This window comes from Microbacterium tumbae, from assembly GCF_054780175.1.
In genome coordinates this window covers 376,396-399,290 of the sequence record NZ_BAAGWV010000002.1, presented here as the reverse complement: position 1 = coordinate 399,290, position 22,895 = coordinate 376,396, and the positions used below count along the sequence as shown (strand labels likewise).

Sequence of the window (22,895 nt, the reverse complement as noted above, 5' to 3'; positions counted from 1 at the left end):
AACCACAGCCAACCCCCGAAAGAGGCTTCTCGGGCGATACGTGGATACGCCGAGATCGAACACCGGCCACCATACTCTCGTCAATCGATCGGCCGATCCTGGCCGACAGCTGTGTGCGATGAGCAACCGAATCCGCGCCATCGGCGGACGGATGCCTTCCGCAGGAACCCTCAGGCTCCGACGTACTCCGCCAGGTGCTGCCCGGTCAGCGTCGCCTTCTGGGATACCAGATCCGCTGGTCTCCCCTCGAACACCACTCGGCCGCCGTCGTGTCCAGCACCGGGGCCGATGTCGATGATCCAGTCGGCGTGCGCCATCACCGCCTGGTGGTGCTCGATGACGATGACCGTCTTCCCAGCATCCACGAGACGATCCAGCAGCCCCAGGATCTTGTCGACGTCGGCGAGATGCAGGCCCGTCGTCGGCTCGTCGAGGACGTAGACGTCCCCCTTCTCCCCCATCTGGATCGCCAGCTTCACCCGCTGGCGCTCACCGCCCGACAGCGTCGAGAGCGGCTGGCCGAGGGACAGGTAGCCGAGTCCGACGTCCTCGAGTCGCCCGAGGATCGACACGGCGGCCGGGATCTTCGCCTCGCCCTCCGAGAAGAACGCCCTCGCCTCGGCCACCGGCAGGTCGAGCACCTCGGTGATGTCCTTCCCCGCGAGCCTGTACTCCAGAACCGCCGCCTGGAAGCGCTTGCCGCCGCAGTCCTCGCAGGGCGTCTCGATCGTGTCCATGAAGCCGAGCTCGGTGATGATGACGCCCGAGCCCTTGCACGTCGGGCAGGCCCCCTCGGAGTTCGCGCTGAACAGCGCCGGCTTCACGCCGTTCGCCTTCGCGAACGCCTTGCGGATCGGCTCCAGCAGTCCGGTGTACGTCGCCGGATTGCTGCGCCGAGAGCCCTTGATCGCGCTCTGATCGATCGTGACGACTCCCTCTCGCGGCGCGACGGATCCGTGGATGAGCGAGCTCTTGCCCGAACCGGCGACGCCGGTGACGACGGTCAGTACGCCGGTCGGGATGTCGACATCCACGTTCTGCAGGTTGTTCGCGTCTGCGCCGCGGATCTCGATCGCCCCGTCCCCCGCGCGCACGACCTCCTTCAACGCCGCCCGATCATCCAGATGCCGCCCGGTCAGCGTCCCGCTCGCGCGCAGGCCCTCGATCGTCCCCTCGAAGCAGATCTCCCCGCCCGCGCTTCCCGCGCCGGGACCCAGGTCGACCACACGATCGGCGATCGCGATCATCTCGGGCTTGTGCTCCACCACGAGCACGGTGTTGCCTTTGTCGCGCAGTTGGAGAAGGAGCGTGTTCATACGCTGGATGTCGTGCGGATGCAGGCCGATCGACGGCTCGTCGAAGACGTACGTGACGTCCGTCAGCGCCGATCCGAGGTGGCGGAGCATCTTGATCCGCTGTGCCTCTCCCCCGCTCAGCGTGCCGGACGGCCGCTCCAGGCTGAGATATCCGAGCCCGAGGGTGACAAAGGCGTCCAGGTTGGCGCGCAGCGCGTCGAGCAGCGGGCCTGCGCCGGCGAGGTCGAGTCCGCGCACCCACTGCGCGAGATCCGTCACCTGCATCCGGCACGCGTCCGCGATGCTGAGCCCCAAGATCTTCGATGAGCGCGCGCCCTCCGTGAGCCTCGTGCCGTCGCATTCCGGGCAGGTCGCGAACGTCGCGACCCGCTCGACGAAGGCGCGGATGTGCGGCTGCAGCGCGTCGAGATCCTTCGACAGCATCGCCTTCGTGATCTTCGGTATCAGGCCTTCGTAGGTCATGTTGATGCCCGAGATCTTGACCTTGGTCACCTCGCCGTAGAGGAAGAGCTGACGCTGCTTCTCGCTGAAGGAGGCGACCGGCCTGTCCGCGGGGTAGAAGCCGGACTCCGAGAACCCCTTCACCATCCAGCCGTCCGGGGTGTAGCCGGGCACCATGATCGCGCCCTCGTTCAGCGACTTCGACTCGTCGACGATCTGCGCGAGATCGAGGTCGGACACCGCTCCCCTGCCCTCGCAGCGGGGGCACATGCCGCCGAGGTAGATCGCGTCCTTGACGATCTTCTTCTCGCCCTTCGGCCCGGTCATCACACCGCTGGCCTTCTGGGTCGGGATGTTGAAGGAGAAGGCGGTCGGTCCGCCGACGTACGGCTCGCCCAGCTTCGAGAACAGGATGCGCAGCATCGCGTTCGCGTCCGTCACCGTGCCGACGGTCGACCGCGGATTCGCGCCCAACCGCTCCTGGTCCACGAGGATCGAGGTCGTCAGCCCTTCGAGCACGTCGACGTCCGGACGCGGGACCGAGGGCATGAAACCCTGCACGAAGGCGCTGTATGTCTCGTCGATGAGCCGGCGCGACTCCGCGGCGATCGTGTCGAAGACCAGCGAGCTCTTGCCCGAGCCGGACACGCCCGTGAAGACCGTCAGCCGACGCTTGGGCAGCTCGACGCTGACGTCCTTGAGGTTGTTCTCGCGGGCGCCCTGCACGCGGATGAGATCGTGGTTGTCGGCGAGGTGCGTCATCGAGGACCTTTCGTGGTCAGGCGGCCTGGTTGATGCGGAGGAGGTTTCCCGCGGGATCGCGGAAAGCACAGTCTCGCACGCCGTAGGGCTGGTCCATCGGCTCCTGGACGACATCGGCTCCTGATGCCGCGAGGCGGTCGAACAGGGCGTCCAGGTCGTCGACGGCCAGCGTGAGCGCACCGTAGCTGCCCTTGGCGATGAGCTCGAGGATCGTCCGCCGCTCCTCATCGGTGATGCCGGGGTCGGTGGCCGGCGGATGCAGCACGACGGAGGTCTCCGGCTGGCCGACAGGCCCGACGGTGAGCCAGCGCATCCCCTCGTAGCCGACGTCGTTGCGGACTTCGAAGCCCAGGGCATCGCGGTAGAAGCCGAGCGCCGCCTCGGCGTCGGTGTGCGGGAGGAAGGCGTAGTGAATGGTGATCTTCATGGCTTCACCCTAGGATCCGCGGACGGGGCGCGCTTCTTGATTCCTGATCGGTCTGGCGACGTGCTTGACATGGAAGTTCGGGATGCCGGACACGTCGGCCGCGTGCTCGGCGTAATGGCTCGGCGGGACGCCGACGAGCTCGGTGAACCGTGTGCTGAACGATCCGAGGGACGAGCATCCGACCTCGAAGCACACCTCTGTCACGGACAGGTCGCCGCGCCTCAGCAGCGCCATCGCGCGTTCGATCCTCCTCGTCATGAGGTACGCGTACGGCGACTCCCCGTAGGTCTGCCTGAAGAGTCTGCTCAGGTGCCCGGAGGAGACGTGGACGCCGCGCGCGAGCGCCTCGAGGTCGAGCGGCGAGGCGTACTCGCGGTCGATCCGGTCGCGCACGCGACGCATCATCGTCAGGTCGCGCAGACGAGCATCCTCGGTCACGCAGACGATCCTCGCACGCAGGGGGGACATCCGCATGAACGAGGATGACGGACGACGGACAGAACCCCTGTCGCGCAGCCGGGGCCCGCGCTACGCTGAACGCGACCTTCACAGGTTCCTCCCAGAAAGGCGGTATCCCCCATGTCGGACGCGCTCGACGAAGCGAAGTCGATCTTCCGCTCTCTCCGCATCACCCTGGCGATCTCCGGCGTCCTCGCGCTCATCGCGGGAATCGTCGTGCTCGTATGGCCGGCCAAGTCCGCAGTGATCGTCACCGCCATCCTGGCGTCGTACCTCATCATCGCCGGCATCGTGTACATCGGGCTCGGCATCTTCTCCGGGAAGGGCGGCGGATGGGCCCGCGTCGGCCACGTCGTGCTCGGCCTGCTCTACATCGTCGCCGGCGTCATCGCATTCGCGAATCTCGCCGCGGCCGCCGCGACCCTCGCGATCGTGGTCGTGGTCTTCATCGGCGTCAGCTGGATCGTCGACGGCATCGTCGCGCTCACTCTCCTCGGCCAGGACGGATCGCGGGTCTGGACACTGCTCTACGCGCTGCTCAGCGTGATCGCCGGCGTCTACGTGATCTTCAACGTGCTCGCCGCCGGTCTCGTGCTCTGGATCTTCCTCGGCGTCTCGCTCGTCGTGCTGGGCGTCGCACAGATCATCCGCGCCGTCACGATCGGCCGGGGAGCGAAGTCGATCGTCGTGGAGGCGAAGGAGGGGCTCGGCGCGGAGTGAGCCGTGCCCCGGCTCACTCCGCGCTGAACGACGAGATGTCGCCGACCAGCCGGGTGTTGTCCTCCGGGATCGGATCGATCGCCGCCTGCGCGACCTCGGCCGCGAACTCCGCCACGTTGTAGAGCTTTCCGGCACCCTCACGACGCGCGGAGATGGCGCCGGGGTTCGCGCGCTCCAGCAGCGTCGCCGTGATCGTGCCCTCGATCATGTCGCCGGAGACGATCGTGAAGCCGATCCCCTTCTTCGCGAGCTCCGGGATCCGAGCGCGCAGCGCGTCCTCTCCCGCGCGCTTCGACAGCGCGACCGGCTCGTACTCCGGCATGGTCGGGGTCGTGCGGATGAAGTGCGCCTGATGGCTGGTGACGAAGACGACGCGCGAGCCCTCTCCCAGCAGCGGCAGCGCCGCGTCGAGCACGTTCAGCTGCGCGTCGCGGTTGAGCAGCAGCGCGTAGTCCTCCGCCATGCCGGACTCCATGCCGCCGGATGCGTTCAGCACCAGGACATCCAGTCGTCCGTACTCGGCGCGCACCTGCTCGATCATGCCGGCGACGGATTCTTCATCGGTGAGATCGGCGCCCACGACGAGCGCCCGGCGGCCGAGCTCCCGCAGCTGCGCTGCGAGCTTCTCGGCCCGCGGCGCCTTGTTCCGGAAGTTGATCACGACGTCGGCGCCGGCCTCGGCGAAGTAGCGGACCGTGTCGGCGCCGATGCCGCGGGAGGAACCGGTCACGAGCGCGACCTTGCCTTCGAGGGAACCTGCGGGCAGAACGTCGGTCACGGTGACTCCTTGTGATGCGGGGCGCCGCGATCGCGCGACCGAACCAGACTATCAATCCGTCCGAGCCCGCTTTCGTGCCGCGACACCGTGATAGGTTGACGGCAAAGGAGGGGTGCATGGACGATTTCTCCCTGTTCATCGAACTGATCGACCAGTGGGCCTGGATCGGCTGGCTCGTTCTGATCGCCGTCTTCCTCGTCATCGAGATGCTCACGCTCGACTTCACCTTCCTGATGCTCGCACTCGGCAGCGCCGTCGGCCTCGTCGTCGATCTCGTCGGCGTTCCGCTGTGGGTCCAGGTGCTCGTCGCGGCCGCGGCCGCGGCCGTGCTCATCTTCCTTCTGCGCCCTCCCCTGCTCAGGAGGCTCCATCGCGGCGAGGATCCGGCGAAGTCGAACGTGGACGCGCTGATCGGCCTCCGCGGCATCGCGCTGCAGGACATCACGCAGGTGTCGGGTCAGATCAAGGCGTCCAATGGCGACACCTGGACGGCCCGGGTCTCCGGAGCCTCCCCCATCCCGCAGGGCGCTCCGGTCGCGATCGTCGAGATCAACGGCGCCACCGCCATCGTCCGCCCCTCCAACGATTAGGAGAACTTCGTGAACGACTCCTCGTTCATCCCCGCCGCGATCGGATGGATCCTCGTCATCGCGGTCCTCATCTTCGTGGTGGTGACCATCGCACGGTCCATCCGGATCATCCCGCAGGCCACGGCCGGCGTGGTGGAGCGGCTGGGCCGGTATCACAAGACCCTCACCCCCGGACTGAACATCCTCGTGCCGTTCATCGACCGGCTCCGGCCGCTCATCGACATGCGCGAGCAGGTCGTCTCCTTCCCGCCTCAGCCGGTGATCACCGAGGACAACCTCGTCGTGTCGATCGACACGGTCGTCTACTTCCAGGTGACGGACGCCAGGGCCGCGACGTATGAGATCGCCAACTATCTCGGCGCGGTCGAACAGCTCACCACCACCACCCTCCGCAACGTCGTCGGCGGGCTGAACCTGGAAGAGGCGCTCACCAGCCGCGACAACATCAACGGTCAGCTGCGCGTCGTCCTCGACGAGGCGACCGGCAAGTGGGGCATCCGCGTAGGACGCGTCGAGCTCAAGGCCATCGACCCGCCCGTCTCCATCCAGGACTCGATGGAGAAGCAGATGCGCGCCGAGCGAGACCGTCGCGCCGCGATCCTGACCGCCGAGGGCACCAAGCAGTCGGCGATCCTCGAGGCAGAGGGCTCCCGTCAGGCGGAGATCCTTCGCGCGGAGGGTGACAAGCAGGCTGCAGTGCTCCGAGCCCAGGGTGAGGCGGAGGCGATCCAGAACGTCTTCACCGCCATCCATCAGGGCGCCCCGGACGACAAGCTGCTCGCCTACCAGTACCTGCAGATGCTGCCGAAGATCAGCGAAGGCCAGTCGAACAAGCTGTGGATCATCCCCAGCGAGCTCACCGAGGCGCTCAAGGGGATCGGCAGCGCGTTCACGCCCAAGTCGGGGCCTGACGGCGCTCCTGGCGCGTGACGCACCCGTACTTCACCGGCGCACGGCACCCGAGAGTCCTCGCCCACCGCGGCCTCACCGCGGCGAGTGGGGACTCCTCGGCGAGCACGGTCTGGGAGAACACGGCCGCGGCCTTCGCCGCGGCGCATGCAGCCGGAGCCGAGTACATCGAGTCGGACTGCCGGGTGACGGCAGACGGCGACATCGTTTTGTTCCACGACGAGACCCTCCAGCGGCTTCTCGGCGATCCGCGCCCCGTAGCCGAGGTGCGCACCCGTGAGCTCGCCGGCCTCCTGGCTCCCCACGGCGGCCTCCTCACCGTCGCGGAGGCTCTGGAGGCCTTCCCCGAGTCTCGCTTCAACATCGACGTGAAGACGGATGCCGCGGCCGAGCCCCTCGGCGGGATCGTCGCCTCGTATGCGCATCGCGTCCTGCTGACGAGCTTTTCGGATGCCAGACGGCGCCGTGCCGTCTCCGCGACGCTCGCCGCGGGTGCGAGCATCCGCCCCGCGACCTCCGGCGGTCGAGGCGTGATCGCCCGCGTGCGCGCTCTCGCCGCATCGCACCTCTCCCCCGCCCGCGTCCTCCGTGACGTGGACGCCCTGCAGATCCCTGTGCGCTCCGGCGGTCTGAAGGTCTTCGTCCCGTCGCTCGTGCGCGCCGCGCATCGGCTGGGCGTCGAGATCCACGTGTGGACCGTCAACGATCCCGAGGTCATGATCGCTCTCGTCGAGGCGGGTGCGGACGGCATCGTCACGGACCGCGCCGACCTCGCCCTCACGACGCTCTGAGCGCATAACGCGATCCTGCTGGGATTCCACTGTGAATCTCGCCGGGGAATCGATCGTGTGGATGAAGCGCACAGGTCCGAGCGTTATACCTGAGAGCGACGAGAGGACCACAAAATGGCAGATCGCAGCTTGCGCGGCATCCGACTCGGCGCCCAGAGCCTACAGAGCGAAGAGGGCGTCGTCTTCATGGAACGCCGTGAGACCACCTATACCTGTGACGAGTGCGGACACGTCACCACCCTGATGTTCGCAGCCGACGCCGAGCCGCCCCAGACCTGGGAATGCCGCAGCTGCGGCGCGGACGCCGTCCTGCAGGTCGACGGCAAGCCCGTCGCCCGCGAGGAGACGGATGAGAAGGCGGCCCGCACTCACTGGGACATGCTGATGGAGCGCCGCACCCGCGCCGAGCTCGAAGAGCTCCTCGAGGAGCGCCTCGCCTTCATCCGCGCCCGTCGTGGCGCCGGCGAAGACCCCACGCGCGAGAAGATCGGCGCCTAAGAGCGCCTGCGTGCGCGCCACCACGAGACGACGAGGGCGCCCAGCCCTCCCCAGAGCAGCAGCTGCTGCACCCAGGGCCCCAGAACGACCCCAGCCGTGAGGCCGGAGCGCAGCTCGACATCCTCGAGCATGGCTCCGGCCTCGTCGGCGTCGAGGGACACGACGGTCGACCCGTCGGGGCGGATGATCTGGCTGGTGCCCACCGTCGACACGTTGACCACGGAGCGGCCGGTCTCGATCGCGCGCATCCGCGCGAAGGCGAGCTGCTGGAGGTTCTCGTCCGTACCGCGGAAGTCGGCGTTGTTCGTCTGGAAGACGAGCACCTGCGCGCCGCCCTGCACGCCCTCGGTGATCAGGTCGTCGTAGATGACGTCGAAGCAGATGGCGAGCCCCACGAGCGTGCCGTCGACCTCGACCAGCGGAGGGTTCGTCCCCGGGGTGTACTCGCGCTGGAGCAGCCCGATGAGATCGGGCACGATCGCGTTGTAGAACGCACGATCGGGCACGTACTCGCCGAAGGGCACAGGATGCCGCTTGTCGTGCGTCTGCTCTGCGGTTCCATCCGGCAGCCAGAGCATCGAGGTGTTGAAGTACTCGTCGCCGCGGCCCGTGGCGGCGTTCGCGAGCAGTGGGGCACCGATGCGCGTGGCCACCAGCGTCATCCGCCGCGCCAGCGCGTCGTTCTGGAAGGGATCGCCGTCGACCCCGCCCTCCGGCCAGACGAGCAGGTCGACGTCCTCGCCGTAGAGCTGTTCCGTGGCCTCGGTCTGCGCCTGGATGACCGCGTACGGCTCTCGGGCGTCGAAATAGCCCGTCGGCCCGTTGCCCTGCACCGCGGCGATGCGCATGCTCCCCGCGCCGGAGGTCGGGAACTGCGGCGTCACGAGCAGCAGGACGATGAGCGCAGCGGGGACGATCAGCCGCGCCGGACGCCGCCACGAGCGCAGCCGCACGGCCTCGATGACCATCGCGACGACGAACACCATGAGGAAGCTCAGCCCGCTGACGCCCGCCCAGGAGCTCAGCGTCGCGAGCGGGCTCTCCGCCTGGCTCATCCCCAGCCGGGCCCAGGGGAACCCGCTGTACGGCCAGGAGCCGAGGAAGACCTCACGGCCGACCCACAGGGCGGCGACGAGCGCGGGAAGCGCGACGAGCCGCCCCGTCGTCCTGCCGAAGGCGCGCGGCATCCACCGGTACGCGAGCGCGATCGGGATCGCGGTCACGGCGGTCAGCCCCGCTTCGACGCCGGCGAGAGCCGCCCACGGGATCGGCCCGAGGTAGCGGGCGGTCCACGAGACGAGCAGGAGATAGAACACGAGGCCGTAGACGAGCCCCACGAGCAGCGCACCCCCGGCCCTGCGCCCCCTCAGCGCGAGCAGGAGCAGCGCCGTCGCCGGAAAGGCGAGGCCCCAGATCCCCACGTCCGGGTAGGAGAGATCCATCAGCAGGCCGGCTCCCGCCCCGGCGACGACGGCGAGCCACAGCGGCATCGGAGCGCGGGGGCGCTGCGGTCGACGGGCATCCGGCATCGGTCTCCTCCTCGCTCCGCCGCTCAGACCGCCGCGTAGGCGACGATGCCGCGGCGCACGCCGTCCAGCGCCTGCCTGGCCGTTCGGGCGAGCGCGGCGTCCTCTGCGACGATCGAGAGCTGGTCGAGCAGGTCGATCGTCTGCTTCGCCCAGCGCACGAAGTCCCCGGCTGCCATGTCGGCATCGATCAGCACTCTGTCGAGCATCCCGCCGCGCGCCCAGGAGTGCATCGCGGGCGCGAGTCCCGGCGCCAGCGGCTCCGAGCCCGGAAGATGGTGATCCTGTTCGAGATCGTCGAGCTGCGCCCACAGGGCGGTGGTCTTCTCATAGGCCGCGCGGAAGGCGCCGCGGGGCAGACCGCGCTCCCCCGCGTTCGCCTCATCCCTCCTCGGCTCGTAGACCAGGCAGCACGCCATCGCGGCCAGCGACGGTGCGTCGAGCCCCTTCCAGAGCCCCTGACGCAGGCTCTCGGCGACCAGGAGATCGCGTTCGCCGTAGATGCGGCGCATCGTGCGGCCCGCATCCGTCAGCTCGGCCTCCTCCCCCGCACCGGCGACGTAGTCGAGCGCGGCGAGAACCTCCACGACACGGTCGAAGATGCGGGCGACGGTGCCCGTGCGGGTCTCGATCTGCCGACGCTTGCGATCGGTCTCCCGCTTGAGCTTGTAGTAGCGCTCGCCCCAGCGCGCATGCTTCTCACGGTCGGGACAGTTGTGGCACCCGTGCCGCTGCATCCGCCGTCGGAGACTCTCGATCTGCTTGTTCCTCTTCTCACGCGCGGCACGCGGGGCTCCCGAATCCTGGCGGTTCTTCTTCTCCAGGTCGCTGAGCTCGCGGCGGATGGCCGCGTAGTCGGCGAAGTCGCCGTGCTCGCATTCCATGGAGGTCAGATAGCCGGCGAGCGAGGCCTCCGCCTCGCGCACTTCACGCGCCAGCCCGACGACGGCGCGATCGGCCTGGAACTGCGCGAAGGAGCTCTCCAGGATCTCCCTGGCCCGTGTGCGTCCGAACCGGTCGATGAGGTTGACGGCCATGTTGTAGGTCGGCCGGAAGCTGGAGTTGAGCGGATAGGTGCGTCGCGAGGCGAGAGCGGCCACCGCCTGCGGGTCCATGCCCTCCGTCCACTGCACGACGGCGTGTCCCTCGACATCGATCCCCCGACGTCCGGCACGTCCGGTGAGCTGGGTGTACTCCCCCGAGGTGATCGCCACACGCGCTTCGCCGTTGAACTTCTCCATCTTCTCCAGCACGACGGTGCGAGCCGGCATGTTGATGCCGAGCGCGAGGGTCTCGGTGGCGAAGACGACCTTGACGAGCTTGAGGCGGAAGAGCTCCTCGACGATCTCCTTGAAGGCGGGCAGGAGGCCGGCATGGTGTGCCGCGACGCCGCGCTCCAGGTTCTCGCGCCACTCCCAGAAGCCCAGGACTCCCAGATCCTCGTCCTGCAGAGACCTCGTGCGATCGGCGACGATGGCACGGATCTCGGAGCGTTCCTCGGCCGTGGTCAGGCGGATGCCGGAACGGCTCACCTGCTGCACGGCCGCATCGCATCCGACGCGGCTGAAGATGAAGAAGATCGCCGGCAGGAGGTTCGACTGCTCCAGCAGGCGGACGACCTCCGGTCGATCCATCCTCTCGATCCGCCGGGCGTTGGATGCTCTGACCGGCCGCCGCCCTCCGCGCTGAGGTCGCTGTGCCTGACGTCCCGCATGACGGTCACTGCGGTACGCCTGCGCGTGACGATTGCCGTCGTAGCGGGAGCCGGTGAATGAGCGGATGCGGAGCAGCTCCTGATTCACCTGCGCGGTCGCGACGCCCGCACGATCGTCGAACAGCGGCAGCAGATCGTCGCGGACGAGCACGTGCTGCTCGAGCGGGACGGGACGGATCTCGGAGACGATCACCTCGGTGTCGCCGCGTACCGTGTCCAGCCAGTCGCCGAACTCCTCGGCGTTGGAGACCGTGGCACTCAGCGAGACGAGCCGCACGCGCGACGGCAGGTGCAGGATCACCTCCTCCCACACGGGCCCGCGGAAGCGGTCGGCGAGATAGTGGACCTCGTCCATGACGACATAGCGGAGGTCTCGCAGCGCCGGAGACTCCGCATAGAGCATGTTGCGCAGCACCTCGGTCGTCATCACCACGATGCGCGCGTTGCCGTTGATGTTCGTGTCGCCGGTGAGCAGTCCGACCTCATCGGCCCCGTAGACCTCCACGAGCTCGCGGAACTTCTGGTTCGACAGCGCTTTCATCGGCGTGGTGTAGAACGCTTTGTCATCGGGCGTCTGCATCGCCAGGTGGATGGCGAACTCGCCGACGATCGTCTTCCCCGCACCGGTGGGGGCGGCGACCAGCACGCTCTGGCCGCGTTCGAGGGCTCGGCATCCGGCCAGCTGGAACGGATCGAGATCGAACCTCTGACGGGCGGCGAAGACCGCGGTCTCGGGAGACTCCGCCGCGGCGCTGGCGGCGGCGTAGCGCTCGGACGGGGAGCTCATGCCGACGCATCCGGAAGAAGCCCCCCGGCCGCATCGCGCTTGCGCCTGCGGCGGTCGAAGAGGAGCGAGAGCAGAGCAGCGGCGAAGTAGAGCACGATGAGGATGCCGCCGAGGATGAGCATGCTGACGACATCGGCCGCCGGCGTCGCGAGCGCGGCGAAGACCGTGGCGATGAGGATGGCGACCCGCCAGCCCTTGAGGATCGCCCGGCCCGACATGATCCCCGCGACGTTGAGGGCGACGAGGAAGACCGGGAGGACGAAGGCCACCCCGACCACGATCATCAGCTTGAAGACGAAGTCGTAGAACTTCGATGCCTCATAGAGGTTCGTGCCGCCCTCCGGCGTGAATCCGGCCATGATCTCGATGACGTGCGGGACGAGGATCGTCCCCACGTAGCAGCCCGCGAAGAAGAGGGGGATCGCCGCCCCCACGAAGCCGAGCGTGTACCGGATCTCCTTGCGAGTGAGGCCGGGCATGAGGAAAGCCCAGACCTGCCACAACCACACCGGCGCGGACAGGAAAAGCCCGATCGAGAACGCGATCCGGATGCGCAGATCGAACGGACTGGTGACCGAGGTGAAGGACAACGCCACGATCTCCTCGCCGCGTTCATCCGCGATCGTGCGGATCGGCTCCGTGATGAAGTGGATGATCGGATCCGTGACGAAGAACGCCACGACCATCGCCACGACGAGCGCGATCGCGGAGATGATGAGCCGCCTGCGCAGCTCCACGAGGTGAGCCGCCAGCGACATCCTGCGGTCACGCCGAGGACGGTCTCCGCTCGGCGGAGACGCTGCCCCTTCCGACACGTCGGTCAGGAGGAGCGATCAGACCTGGGCGCGACGGTCGAGTCGCTCGCCGCAGACGCTGCCGGGGCCTCGGTCGCATCGGCCGTGCCATCGCCCTTGCGCGCGGCATCCTCCTCCTTCATCGCGTTCATCTCACCTTTGAAGACGCGTGCGGACTGCCCCATGCTCTTCGCGAGCGCAGGCAGCTTCGCTGCGCCGAAAAGGAGCAGGATGACAGCGAGGACGATGAGCAGGTGCCAGCCTTGCAATCCGGCCATGATGATCTCCTCGGTTCGGGGTTCCCTAGAGTCTACCCGGCGATGCCATCAGCCGGCTGATGGTACAGCGCGAGTCCCGCCGCCGCCCATTCGCGCGCGGAGCCGCGCGCGATCTCCGGACTCGTCACCTCCATCCTGCCGCCGAAGCGCCCGGCGAGACGCTTGATGCCCCGCGGATCGGCCAGGCGCAGGGTCGCCGTCGCCAGATCTCCGTCCCGCTCCGCCCCGGGCACGAACCCGCTCAGCAGCGGCAGCAGCCGCGCCGGCACCCGCACGACGACCTCGCCTTCCGCCGCCTCCGCCCCGGAGGGCGCGCCGAACGCGTCGGGGACGCTGTCGCCCTGGTGCGTGCTGAGGATGTCGGTCAGCCGGACCTCGCTCACCCTGTCGAGATGGAAGGTGCGCATCGCCTCGCGAAGATGGCACCAGCCCTGCAGATACCACTGGCCGTTCGTGATGAGGATCTGCACCGGATCGACCGTGCGCGTCGTGGCCGCGGCATCCGGGGCCTGGTAGGTGAACGACACCGCGACGCCGCTGTTCACCGCAGTGGAGACGACCTCGCGCACCTCATCGACCGCGCCCGTCGCGATGACGAGATCGGCCGGCGCGTCGGCGGCGCCGCGTGCGAGCTTGGCGATGAGCCCGGCCACGAGGCCCGAGTCCGCGACCTGCGGAACCGCGGCGACGAGCTGGAGGCCTGCGAGCAGCGCCGCGGCCTCGCGGGCGGTGAAGCGGGGCACGCGGCGAAGGGCGACGTCGTTCGTGATCTCGATGACGTCCTGCTCGTCGAGCAGATCCCAGTCGATGTCGAACATCTCGTGGGGCTGCTGCCAGTACCCCGAATCCCCGGGAAGCCCGATGACGGTGAGCTTCTCCACCATCGAGCGCATTTCCTCGGGAGTGACGGCGAACTCGGCCGCCGCCTCGTCGAGCGACACCTGGCCGTGCTCGAGCAGGTAGGGGACGAGCGTGAGGTACAGCCGCACGCGGTCGGCGGCCAGCAGCGGCCTCGGCTTCTCGCTCATGCGGAGGCCTCGCCCTCATGCACGGCGACAATCGCAGTGAGCCGCTGGATCACGGCATCGCGCAGCTCCGCCGGCTCCACGACGCGCACCTCCGGTCCGTACGAGGCGAGCTCGTCCGCGAAGATGTGCAGATCGACGTAGTGCACATGGATGCCCTGGGTCGCGGGAACGGCGCGCCTCCCGAGCCGCAGCGCGGCCTCGGTGCCGGGAGTGACCTCCAGGAGGGCCCGGTTCTCGGCCGCGACCTGCTCGAGGCCGGCGAGAGCCCGATCGCCCGCTCCTTCTCTGAGCCCGGCGTCGAAGCGCGTGTTCGTGACCCTGACCTTGCCGACGATCCGGCTGAGCAGGAACATGCGGTCGTCCTCGACGTCCGTGTCGATGCCGAAGACGTGCCAGCGCGCCTCGTAGTCCACGAGCGCGAGCGGCCGGATGCTGCGCCGCCCGGGAGCGTCCTCTCCCGGCTTCAGATAGTCGAACTGGACGACACGGCTCTTCTCGATCGCCTCCTGCAGGGGGCCGAAGGCGGGGTCGCGCGTCGTGATCCGCGGTGCGAAGCCGATGATCGGCTCATCGCCGTCGATGCCGAGCGCACGGATCTTGCGGACGCCGGAGAGCGCATCCGACGACGCGGACTCTGCGCTCCACACACTGCCGGCGAGCCGCAGCACGGCGAGCTCGGCCGGGGTGAACGCGATGTCGGCGGGAAGGTCGTACTCGGCCTGCGGGATGCGATAGCGCGCTTCACGGAGATCCTGAGGGTCCGTCGGGTCGCCGATCGTCTCGATCGGGACGCCGAGCGCACGCAGCTCGTCCTTGTCGCGCTCGAACATCTTCTCCAGAGCATCGGCTCGGACACCCGCATCCGCCCGCTGGCGGTATCCGGAGACGTTGTCAAGGATCTGCTGCTTGGTGAGCCCGATCTCCGTGGCCATGAGCGCCACGACGAGATTCGTCAGACGCTCCTCCGCGGGGATCTGGACCGCCATCACTGCTCCGGTGCTGCGGTGGTTCCGAGGATGTCGACGACGTAGACCGTGGCCGGGGCGCCGTCGGCTCCCGGCTCGACGACGAGCAACTGCGAGCCGACGGTCTGGCCGACGAGCGTCTCGGCGAGGGCAGGAGAGACATCGGCGAGGGAGGAGACGGGGTTGGTCCCCCAGGTCGTCGCGATCTCCTCGCGGGTGTCCCAGCCGACCGACGTGTAGTTCGTCCAGACCGCGGCGTCCTGGTCCGTCACCTCGGGACCGTCGCCCTTGATGAGGACCTGCGTGACCTGCTCGGCAGGGGCATCCGTCCTGGGCACGATGATTCCGGGACGCCCATCGGGCGCGCGCACCACGGTGGGCAGGCTCCGGGCGTCGTTGAAGACGAGCGAGCCCTCGGCGCGCGCGAGCTTCGTGTCGAGCACGTCGATCACGGCGATGACGGTCGTGTCGTCTCCCAGGTTGAAGCCGGTCAGCGCCGCCTCGCCGAAGTCCTCGGGCGAGATCGCCGCGAGCACGCGGGTTCCAGGGGCCGCGCATTGGATGACAATGCCGATGCCGGGCACCTGCTGGGCCCAGGAGTCGATGTTCGACATGCGGATGAGGCTGCCGTCGAACTCTGTCTGAGTGATCTGGGCGCCCGTCTCGCCGTTGTAGAGCGCGATGTCGACCACCGTGAGCTGCTGCGGCGTGGTCAGAGGGGTTCCGGCGCCTTCCAGGATGTCCGTGTACGACGTCTCCGTGACGTTCACCGGCCCCGCGATCTCGACGTCGGGGGCGACGCCGAAATCGCCTTCCACCGTCACTGAGTCGTCGATCCCGCTCGTGGACGCCGGACGGTCGCAGGCCTGCCCGTCGAACGAGTCGGGGGCGCTGACGGAGCAGCCCGTCAGAGCGAGGGCGGCGAGGGTGAGGCTGACGAGGGCAGCGGACGTTTTACGCACGCTCTCCAGTCTATTCGGTCGCCTGGTCTGTCGTGCGCGAAGCCGCCGCCCTCCGCGCGCCGCTGGCAGCCTTCTCAGCCTCTCGGACACGTTTGCGCAGGTTCTTGTCTGTGATCTCTCGATCCCCGACCGCGCCGGGAGTCCACAGCTCGACGTCCTCATCGCCGTAGCTGCTCTTCGAGGCACGGCGCTTCACCTCGGGAGGGACGGCGCCCGGCGCAAGCCGCCGGGCCGTGATGAGGAACCCGGTGTGCGCGACCATCCGGTGGTCAGGACGCACGGCGAGGCCTTCGACGTGCCAGCCACGCACCATCGTCTCCGACGCATCCGGCTCCGTGAACAGCCCCGTGCCGCGGATGTACTCGGCGACGCGGGACAGCTGGGTGGCCGTCGCGACATAGCAGAGCACCACGCCCCCGGGGGTGAGCGCGTCTGCGACGACGTCGATGCACTCCCACGGGGCGAGCATGTCGAGCACGACCCGGTCGACGCCGCCGATCGGCAGCTCCCCCGGCAGCGCTTCGACGAGATCGCCGACCACGACCCGCCAGGTGTCGGGGCTGCCGCCGAAGAACGTCTCGACGTTCGCCCTGGCGACATCGGCGAAGTCGTCGCGGCGCTCGAAGGAGACGAGGGTTCCGGTGGGACCGATCGCGCGCAGGAGGGCGAGCGAGAGGGCGCCGGATCCGACGCCCGCCTCGACCACCACCGCTCCGGGGAAGATGTCCGCCTGCATGACGATCTGGGCGGCGTCCTTCGGATACACGATGGCTGCGCCTCGCGGCATCGACATGGCGAAGTCGCGCAGCAGCGGGCGCAGGGCGAGGTAGTCGTGGCCCGAGCTGTTGGCGACGACCGATCCGTCCGGCTGGCCGATGAGATCGCGGTGGCGGAGCACTCCGTGGTGGGTGTGCAGCTCGCCGTCCTCCCGAAGGGTGATGGTGTGCATCCGGTTCTTGGGGCCGGTCAGCTGCACGCGGTCGCCCTCGCGAAAGGGTCCGGATGGCCGGGTATCGGCGACTTCGGTCATGCGGGGGCCTCCGTCAGGCTGATGCGGTGCGCCCGGTGCAGCGCGACGATGTCCTGCGCAGAGCGGCCGTTCAGGGTGGGCCACAGCTCGTGGGCGCCGACGCCGTCCAGCGGCACGATGTGCGGAACGCCCAGAACGACGGCGCCCGATGCGATGCCCGCACGGAGACCGGTCGGCGAGTCCTCGATGACCAGCGCGTCCGCGATGTCGATGCCGAGCAGGCGGGCGGCGGTGAGATACGGCTCGGGATGCGGCTTCGGGTTCTGGACGTCGTCACCGGCCACGATGAGGTCGAAGCCGTCGAAGTCCATCAGCTCGACGATTCCCTCGGCCATGCGCCGCAGGGACATCGTGACGAGAGCCGTGCGGATGCCGGAGGCGCGCAGGTCGTGCAGCAGCTCCCGCGCCCCGGGGCGGAATGGCACGCCGTCCCTGGCCAGAGCGGTCCTGACGTCGTCGGTCAGGCGTTGGATGATCGCATCGGCATCCATCCGTACACCGGCTCGCTGCAGGATCAGAGCACTGTCGTGCAGGCCGTTGCCGACGAGCTGCAGGGCGTCCGCATGCGTCCAGGTGCCGCCGAAGGACTCGACCATGCCCGTCTCGGCCGCCATCCAGAACGGCTCGGTGTCGACCAGGGTTCCATCCATGTCCCACAGGACTGCGCTCGGCGTCTCATTCACCGGACCGATTCTATCCGTCCGAACCGCGGAGCCCGGCGCGCCCTGTCGACGAGGGCACTAGCCTGGAGGGATACCACCGGCGATCGACCAGGAGGGAGACCGGGATGGACGCACTGGGCCCCCGCATCATCGTCGCCGCCTTCGACGGGTGGAACGACGCCGGCGAGGCGGCGAGCGGCGCGATCGAGGCGATCCGCGGCTCCGGCGACTACGAGCTGGTGCACGCCGTCGATCCGGAGCTGTACTTCGACTATCAGTACACCCGTCCGTCGACGCGGATGGACGCCTCAGGGCGCCGCGAGCTGACCTGGCCCGGCGCCTCGCTCTGGCGACCGGTGCCGACCGCCCAGCTCGGCCCGGAGTTCTGGATCCTCACCGGCGCCGAGCCCGCCCGCACCTGGCAGGCCTTCGCGAACGAGTTCATCGATGTCGCCCTGCGCGACGACGTCACAGGGTTCCTGACGCTGGGGGCGATGCTCTCGGACGTCCCGCACACCCGCCCGATCTCCATCTTCGCGTCGAGCCCGAACGAGCAGGTCCGCGAGGCCCATGGGCTCGAGCGCTCGCTGTACGAGGGGCCGGTCGGCATTCTCAGCGTTCTGGAGCACTTCGCCGAGCGTGCGGGCATCCCGACGGCCGGGCTCTGGGCGAGCGTTCCGCACTACGTGGCATCCGCGACTCCTTCTCCGAAGGCGACGTTGGCGCTGCTGGACCGCCTCGAGGAGCTCACCGGGGTCGACGTCCCGCGCACCCATCTGCGCACGGAGGCCGCGGCCTGGGAGGCGTCCATCGACGCCGCGGCCGCCGAGGACGAGGACATGACGGAGTACATCCATCAGCTCGAGCGCACCAGGGACACCTGGGATTCGCCGGAGGCTTCGGGCGACGCGATCGCCCAGGCGTTCGAGCGCTACCTCCGCCGCCGAGGCGAGGGCCCCGGCGAGCACAAGCGCTGAGCGCCGTCCGTCCGGCGCTCAGCCGGCGATGACTCCCGTGCCGAGGAGGATCAGCAGCGTGACGCCGAGCAGCACGCGGTAGATCACGAAGGGCAGGAAGCTGCGCTTGGAGATCCAGCTCATGAAGAAGGCGATCACGCCGAGCGCGACGACGAACGCGATGCCGGTGGCGGCGAGAGTCTCCCCCATCGAGAAATACTGGTCCGGCTCGTCCCAGCTCTTGAACAGCTGATAGAAGCCGCTGCCGAACACGGCGGGGATCGCGAGCAGGAAGGCGTAGCGAGCGGCGGCCGCGCGCTCGTAGCCCAGGAACAGCCCCATCGTGATCGTGCCGCCCGAGCGGGAGACGCCGGGGATCAGCGCGAGCGCCTGAGCGGCGCCGAAGGCGATGCCGTGCGGCACCGTGATCTGGTCGAGCGCACGACGCTTGGCGCCCACCTGATCGGCGACGCCGAGCAGGACGCCGAACACGATCAGCATGATCGCGACGATCCACATCGAGCGCAGCACGGTCTCGATCTGGTCCTGGAAGAGGAGCCCGAGCAGCACGATCGGGATGCTGCCGATGATGATCAGCCAGCCCATCCGCGCGTCGGGGTCGTTGCGTGGCAGCCTGCCGGCCAACGAGCGGAACCAGTGCCCGATGATGCGCACGATGTCGCGCCAGAAGAACACGACGACGGCCGCCTCTGTCCCGATCTGCGTGATCGCGGTGAAGGCGGCGCCTGGATCTTCGCCGGAACCGGTGAAGGTGCCGACGATGCGCAGGTGCGCGCTGGAGGAGATCGGGAGGAACTCGGTGAGCCCCTGGATGATGCCGAGGAACAGCGCTTCGAGCAGGTGCATGGCGGGGCTTTCTGATTCGGGAGGCGCAGCTCAGCAGGTGCGCAGCAGGTCGGTCAGGACCTGCTGACCGAAGACAAGCGATTCTACGGGCACGCGCTCGTCGACGCCGTGGAACATGCCTGTGAAGTCGAGATCCGCGGGCAGGCGCAGCGGCGCGAACCCGTAGCCGGTGATCCCGATCCTGGAGAGCGCCTTGTTGTCCGTGCCTGCTCCGAGGAGGTAGGGGATCACGGGCACTCCGGGGTCGTGACGACCGAGCGCCGCGACCATCGCCTCGACGAGCGGGCCGGCGAAGGGCGTCTCCATGCCGATGTCGCGCACGACCATCTCGATGGCGATGCCGTCACCGACGATGCGCTGCAGCTCGGCGAGGACGTCGTCCTCGGTCCCGGGGAGCACACGGACGTCGATGAGCGCCTCTGCACGCTCCGGGATCACGTTGTGCTTGTAGCCCGCGGTGAGTCCCGTGGGATTGGCGGTGGTGCGGAACGTGGAGCGCAGGAAGGCCTCGGCGGGGCCGGCGGCCGCGGCCAGCGCATCGGGGTCGTCCGCGGCGCGGCCGGTGAGCTCGCCGAGTCCTCGCAGCAGCGCCTCGGTCGTCGGCGTCAGCCGGATGGGCCACCGGGTGCGTCCGATGGCGGAGACGGCCTCGGCGAGGCGCGTGATGGCGTTCTCCTCGTGAAGGCGGCTGCCGTGGCCGGCCCGGCCCTTCGCGACGAGGCGGATCCAGAGGAGGGCCTTCTCCCCCACCTGCAGCAGATACGCCCGGCGGTCGTCGACCGAGATCGAGTATCCGCCTACCTCGCTGATGGCCTCCGTGGCCCCGGCGAACCACTCGGGACGATCCTTCACGACGAGCGCGGAGCCTTCGACGCCGCCGTTCTCCTCATCGGCGAAGAACGCCAGGATCAGGTCGCGCTCCGGCCGCTCCCCGGCTCGGAGCATGTCGGCGACGGAGGTCAGGATCATCGCGTCCATGTTCTTCATGTCCACGGCTCCCCTGCCCCACAGCATCCCGTCCTGCACGATCCCGGCGAAGGGATCCACGCTCCAGTCGTCGGCCATCGCCGGAACGACGTCCAGGTGGCCGTGCACGACGAGCGCCGGGCGGGAGCGATCGCGACCCGGGACGCGTGCCATCACGTTGGTGCGACGCGGGATCGGCTCGTAGTACTCGGGCTCGAGCCCGAGCGACTCCAGATAGGCGCCGACGTAGGCGGCGGCCTCCCGCTCGCCCTTCGCGTCGCCGCCGCCGAAGTTCGAGGTGTCGAAGCGGATCAGGTCCTGCGCGACGCGGACGACTTCTGGCAGCTGCGGATCCGTCATCCGTCCAGGCTATCGAACCCCCACGGCGCGCCCGAGGTGCGCCCTGGTTCGAGCGGTCGGCGAGAACGTGCTAATCTCATTCTTCGGTCGGCAACGACTTCTCATCACCTGCGCGGGTGGCGGAATAGGTAGACGCGCTAGCTTGAGGTGCTAGTGCCCGAATAGGGCGTGGGGGTTCAAGTCCCCCCTCGCGCACAGAATGAGAAGGCCCGGATTCTTCGGAATCCGGGCCTTCTTCTCATCCTGCGCGCATGAACTCCTCCGCGGCTCGCACCTGCTCGGGCGAGGGACGGATGCCGGTGTAGAGGACGAACTGCTCCAGCGCCTGCAGCGTCGCCACCTCCGCGCCCGTGATGACCGTCTTCCCCGCCGCGCGTGCCGAGAGGATGAGCGGCGTCTCGGCCGGCAGCGCGACGACGTCGAAGACCACGGATGCCGCGGCGACCGCGGCATCTTCGAACGCCGGCGTCTGCGAATCCGGTCCTCCGGCCATGCCGAGGGGGGTGACGTTGACGAGGACGTCTGCGGTGAGCCCGGCAGGATCCGCCGACCAGTCGAACCCGTACAGCGCGGCCAGAGCGCGTCCTGCCTCCTCGTTGCGGGCGACGACGGTGACCCGTGAGAAGCCGCCGCCCCGGAAGGCCGCTGCGGTGGCCTTCGCCATTCCGCCTGAGCCGCGCAGCAGCACCGAGGATGCCGGATCCAGTCCGTTGCTCCGGATGAGCTGCGCGATCGCGGAGTAATCCGTGTTGTACGCCGTGAGCACGCCGTCGTCGTTGACGATCGTGTTGACGGATTCGATCGCCGACGCAGAGGCGTCCATGCGATCGACGAGCGCGATGACGTCCTCCTTGTAAGGCATCGATACGGCGCATCCGCGGATCGCGAGTCCTCGGACCCCGGCGATCGCCTGGCCGAGGTCGGTCGGCGCGAACGCCTTGTAGATCCAGTTCAGGCCCAGAGCCTCATAGAGGTGGTTATGGAAGCGCGTCCCGTTGTTGCTCGGGCGAGCGGACAGCGAGATGCACAGGGTCATGTCCTTGTTGAGCAGTGTCACGGGTCCAGGCTACTCACCTGCGACTCTTCGTCCGTGCGGCTCTCAGGCCGCCCCGACCCCGAAGACGAGGCCGAGGAGGTAGGTGATCGCCGCCGCGCCGAACCCGATCGCCAGCTGACGCAGCGCCCGCCGCAGCGGCGGCCCTCCAGAGAGGATGCCGACCATGGCGCCCGTGCTGAGGAGCGCGATCCCGACGAGGACGAGGGCGACGACGACCGCCGGCAATCCCTCGAGGCCGAAGATCCAGGGCAGGACCGGGATGATCGCCCCGGAGGCGAAGAGCAGGAAGCTGGAGAGCGCGGCGGTCCAGTCGCTCCCGACGATGTCGTGCTCGTCGCCCTGGATGCGGACCGGACCGGTGCTGGCGGCCCGCGCCCCGGCCTGCGCCGCGGCGACGATCCGACGCGCCCGTGCGAGAGCCTCGGCCTCATCCATCCCGCGGGCGCGGTAGACGAGCGCGAGCTCGTTCTCGTCGATGTCCAGGTCCGCGGCGGAGTCGTGGGCGTCCTCGTTGACCTCGGTGGCGGCGAGCAGCTCCCGCTGGGAACGGACGGACACGAACTCCCCCGCCCCCATCGACAGGGCGCCGGCGAGGAGGCCGGCGATCCCGCTGAACAGGACGAAGCCGGAGCCGACGCCCGTGGCGCCGATGCCGAGCACGAGCGCGAGATTGCTGACGAGCCCGTCGTTGGCGCCGAAGACCGCGGCGCGGAAGGAACCGGACAGGCGACGCCGCCCCCGGGCGGCGAGCCCCCTGACGACCTCGTAGTGGATCTTCTCATCGGCGCGCATCGCGGGAGTCGCGTACTGCTCGGTGTCATAGGGCGAACGCGCTTCGGCGCTCTGCGCCAGGGCGAGCACGAAGATCGATCCGAAGCGTCCGGCCATCCAGCCGAGCAGACGGGAACGGAGACCGGCCTTCGGGAGCCGTGCGGGCGCTTCGCCGAGGAGGTCGAGCCAGTGCTGCTCGTGGCGGCGCTCGGCGTCGGCGAGGCTCAGGAGGATGTCGCGCTCCTCCCCCGCGCGTCGCTCGGCGAGCTTCTGGTACACCAGGCCCTCTGCCCGTTCCTCGACGAGGTAGCGAGCCCAGCGACGGCGATCGGCAGCGGTCGGCTCGGCGGTCGTGGGCGCGCTCACGAGATCTCCTGACGGGTGGATGACGGACTCGTTCCACCGTATCGACGGCCGTGTCGCGGGATGGGCGAAAGCCGCGGATTGACAGCATTTCGGGGATCCGAACGTCCCGTCCCAC

Annotated in this window: 23 protein-coding genes and 1 tRNA gene; 7 read left to right on the top strand and 17 right to left on the bottom strand. The window is 68.8% G+C overall.

Annotation, left to right across the window (positions count from 1 at the left end; all coding sequences use genetic code 11):
* Positions 1-170: 170 nt before the first annotated feature.
* Genes ACYVGQ_RS09190 through ACYVGQ_RS09180 form a run of 3 tightly spaced genes read right to left on the bottom strand, consistent with a single transcriptional unit; the run spans position 171 to position 3,414 of the window.
* Complete coding sequence (locus tag ACYVGQ_RS09190) at positions 171-2,519, bottom strand: ATP-binding cassette domain-containing protein (RefSeq protein WP_460784323.1); 2,349 nt, start codon at positions 2,517-2,519, stop codon at positions 171-173.
* A 16-nt stretch (positions 2,520-2,535) separates the two neighbouring features.
* Positions 2,536-2,946: a VOC family protein gene (locus ACYVGQ_RS09185; protein ID WP_460784322.1), complete on the bottom strand. Its 411-nt coding sequence runs from the start codon at positions 2,944-2,946 to the stop codon at positions 2,536-2,538.
* Positions 2,947-2,955: 9 nt separating this feature from the next.
* Entirely contained in the window at positions 2,956-3,414 is a 459-nt protein-coding gene (locus tag ACYVGQ_RS09180) for a helix-turn-helix transcriptional regulator (RefSeq protein WP_460784837.1), read from the bottom strand.
* A 111-nt stretch (positions 3,415-3,525) separates the two neighbouring features.
* On the opposite strand from ACYVGQ_RS09180, the gene ACYVGQ_RS09175 reads away from it, so the two are divergent.
* A complete protein-coding gene (locus ACYVGQ_RS09175; RefSeq protein ID WP_460784321.1) occupies positions 3,526-4,125 on the top strand; it encodes an HdeD family acid-resistance protein in 600 nt (199 codons plus the stop codon).
* A 13-nt stretch (positions 4,126-4,138) separates the two neighbouring features.
* On the opposite strand, the gene ACYVGQ_RS09170 is transcribed toward ACYVGQ_RS09175, so the two are convergent.
* Positions 4,139-4,903, bottom strand: a complete 765-nt coding sequence (locus tag ACYVGQ_RS09170) for an SDR family oxidoreductase (RefSeq protein ID WP_460784320.1) — start codon at positions 4,901-4,903, stop codon at positions 4,139-4,141.
* Between the two features lie 116 nt (positions 4,904-5,019).
* On the opposite strand from ACYVGQ_RS09170, the gene ACYVGQ_RS09165 reads away from it, so the two are divergent.
* The 4 genes from ACYVGQ_RS09165 to ACYVGQ_RS09150 all read left to right on the top strand — a co-directional run bounded on the left by ACYVGQ_RS09165 (position 5,020) and on the right by ACYVGQ_RS09150 (position 7,691).
* On the top strand, positions 5,020-5,493 hold the full coding sequence (locus tag ACYVGQ_RS09165; RefSeq protein ID WP_460784319.1) for an NfeD family protein: 474 nt from the start codon (positions 5,020-5,022) through the stop codon (positions 5,491-5,493).
* Between the two features lie 9 nt (positions 5,494-5,502).
* A complete protein-coding gene (locus ACYVGQ_RS09160; protein WP_460784318.1) occupies positions 5,503-6,423 on the top strand; it encodes an SPFH domain-containing protein in 921 nt (306 codons plus the stop codon).
* Complete coding sequence (locus tag ACYVGQ_RS09155) at positions 6,420-7,193, top strand: glycerophosphodiester phosphodiesterase family protein (RefSeq protein WP_460784317.1); 774 nt, start codon at positions 6,420-6,422, stop codon at positions 7,191-7,193. Before ACYVGQ_RS09160 ends, ACYVGQ_RS09155 begins: the two co-directional genes overlap by 4 nt.
* Positions 7,194-7,307: 114 nt before the next feature.
* Positions 7,308-7,691 carry an RNA polymerase-binding protein RbpA gene (locus ACYVGQ_RS09150; RefSeq protein WP_460784316.1) on the top strand — a complete coding sequence of 128 codons (384 nt, stop codon included), beginning with the start codon at positions 7,308-7,310 and terminating at the stop codon, positions 7,689-7,691.
* On the opposite strand, the gene lnt is transcribed toward ACYVGQ_RS09150, so the two are convergent.
* From lnt to ACYVGQ_RS09105, 9 genes are all read right to left on the bottom strand, one after another.
* Positions 7,688-9,220 (bottom strand): apolipoprotein N-acyltransferase, encoded by a 1,533-nt coding sequence (gene lnt, locus ACYVGQ_RS09145; RefSeq protein WP_460784315.1) that lies wholly within the window; start codon positions 9,218-9,220, stop codon positions 7,688-7,690. The genes ACYVGQ_RS09150 and lnt overlap by 4 nt on opposite strands.
* Positions 9,221-9,243: 23 nt before the next feature.
* Positions 9,244-11,718 carry a DEAD/DEAH box helicase gene (locus tag ACYVGQ_RS09140; RefSeq protein ID WP_460784314.1) on the bottom strand — a complete coding sequence of 825 codons (2,475 nt, stop codon included), beginning with the start codon at positions 11,716-11,718 and terminating at the stop codon, positions 9,244-9,246.
* Positions 11,715-12,476: a twin-arginine translocase subunit TatC gene (tatC, locus tag ACYVGQ_RS09135; RefSeq protein ID WP_460784313.1), complete on the bottom strand. Its 762-nt coding sequence runs from the start codon at positions 12,474-12,476 to the stop codon at positions 11,715-11,717. Before tatC ends, ACYVGQ_RS09140 begins: the two co-directional genes overlap by 4 nt.
* A gap of 62 nt (positions 12,477-12,538) precedes the next feature.
* Complete coding sequence (gene tatA / locus ACYVGQ_RS09130; RefSeq protein WP_460784836.1) at positions 12,539-12,793, bottom strand: twin-arginine translocase TatA/TatE family subunit; 255 nt, start codon at positions 12,791-12,793, stop codon at positions 12,539-12,541.
* Positions 12,794-12,822: 29 nt separating this feature from the next.
* Positions 12,823-13,818: a helix-turn-helix transcriptional regulator gene (locus ACYVGQ_RS09125; RefSeq protein WP_460784312.1), complete on the bottom strand. Its 996-nt coding sequence runs from the start codon at positions 13,816-13,818 to the stop codon at positions 12,823-12,825.
* Entirely contained in the window at positions 13,815-14,804 is a 990-nt protein-coding gene (locus ACYVGQ_RS09120) for a helix-turn-helix transcriptional regulator (protein ID WP_460784311.1), read from the bottom strand. The genes ACYVGQ_RS09125 and ACYVGQ_RS09120 overlap by 4 nt, the downstream gene beginning before the upstream one ends.
* Positions 14,804-15,745 (bottom strand): FKBP-type peptidyl-prolyl cis-trans isomerase, encoded by a 942-nt coding sequence (locus ACYVGQ_RS09115; protein WP_460784310.1) that lies wholly within the window; start codon positions 15,743-15,745, stop codon positions 14,804-14,806. The genes ACYVGQ_RS09120 and ACYVGQ_RS09115 overlap by 1 nt, the downstream gene beginning before the upstream one ends.
* Before the next feature lie 10 nt (positions 15,746-15,755).
* Complete coding sequence (locus ACYVGQ_RS09110; protein ID WP_460784309.1) at positions 15,756-16,775, bottom strand: tRNA (adenine-N1)-methyltransferase; 1,020 nt, start codon at positions 16,773-16,775, stop codon at positions 15,756-15,758.
* Positions 16,772-17,458 carry an HAD family hydrolase gene (locus ACYVGQ_RS09105; RefSeq protein ID WP_460784308.1) on the bottom strand — a complete coding sequence of 229 codons (687 nt, stop codon included), beginning with the start codon at positions 17,456-17,458 and terminating at the stop codon, positions 16,772-16,774. The genes ACYVGQ_RS09110 and ACYVGQ_RS09105 overlap by 4 nt, the downstream gene beginning before the upstream one ends.
* A 104-nt stretch (positions 17,459-17,562) precedes the next feature.
* On the opposite strand from ACYVGQ_RS09105, the gene ACYVGQ_RS09100 reads away from it, so the two are divergent.
* Entirely contained in the window at positions 17,563-18,414 is an 852-nt protein-coding gene (locus ACYVGQ_RS09100) for a PAC2 family protein (protein ID WP_460784307.1), read from the top strand.
* Between the two features lie 18 nt (positions 18,415-18,432).
* Here the strand turns inward: ACYVGQ_RS09100 and ACYVGQ_RS09095 are convergent, their stop codons facing one another.
* Both ACYVGQ_RS09095 and ACYVGQ_RS09090 read right to left on the bottom strand, forming a co-directional pair.
* Positions 18,433-19,260 (bottom strand): undecaprenyl-diphosphate phosphatase, encoded by an 828-nt coding sequence (locus tag ACYVGQ_RS09095; RefSeq protein WP_460784306.1) that lies wholly within the window; start codon positions 19,258-19,260, stop codon positions 18,433-18,435.
* 30 nt (positions 19,261-19,290) lie between these two features.
* Positions 19,291-20,586 carry a M20/M25/M40 family metallo-hydrolase gene (locus ACYVGQ_RS09090; protein ID WP_460784305.1) on the bottom strand — a complete coding sequence of 432 codons (1,296 nt, stop codon included), beginning with the start codon at positions 20,584-20,586 and terminating at the stop codon, positions 19,291-19,293.
* A gap of 110 nt (positions 20,587-20,696) precedes the next feature.
* Between ACYVGQ_RS09090 and ACYVGQ_RS09085 the strand changes: the two genes are divergently transcribed.
* Positions 20,697-20,781 (top strand) — tRNA-Leu (locus ACYVGQ_RS09085).
* 43 nt (positions 20,782-20,824) lie between these two features.
* On the opposite strand, the gene ACYVGQ_RS09080 is transcribed toward ACYVGQ_RS09085, so the two are convergent.
* Together ACYVGQ_RS09080 and ACYVGQ_RS09075 are read right to left on the bottom strand one after the other, a co-directional pair.
* A complete protein-coding gene (locus ACYVGQ_RS09080) occupies positions 20,825-21,643 on the bottom strand; it encodes a shikimate 5-dehydrogenase (RefSeq protein ID WP_460784304.1) in 819 nt (272 codons plus the stop codon).
* A gap of 42 nt (positions 21,644-21,685) precedes the next feature.
* Positions 21,686-22,780 (bottom strand): VIT1/CCC1 transporter family protein, encoded by a 1,095-nt coding sequence (locus tag ACYVGQ_RS09075; protein WP_460784303.1) that lies wholly within the window; start codon positions 22,778-22,780, stop codon positions 21,686-21,688.
* Between the last annotated feature and the right edge of the window lie 115 nt (positions 22,781-22,895).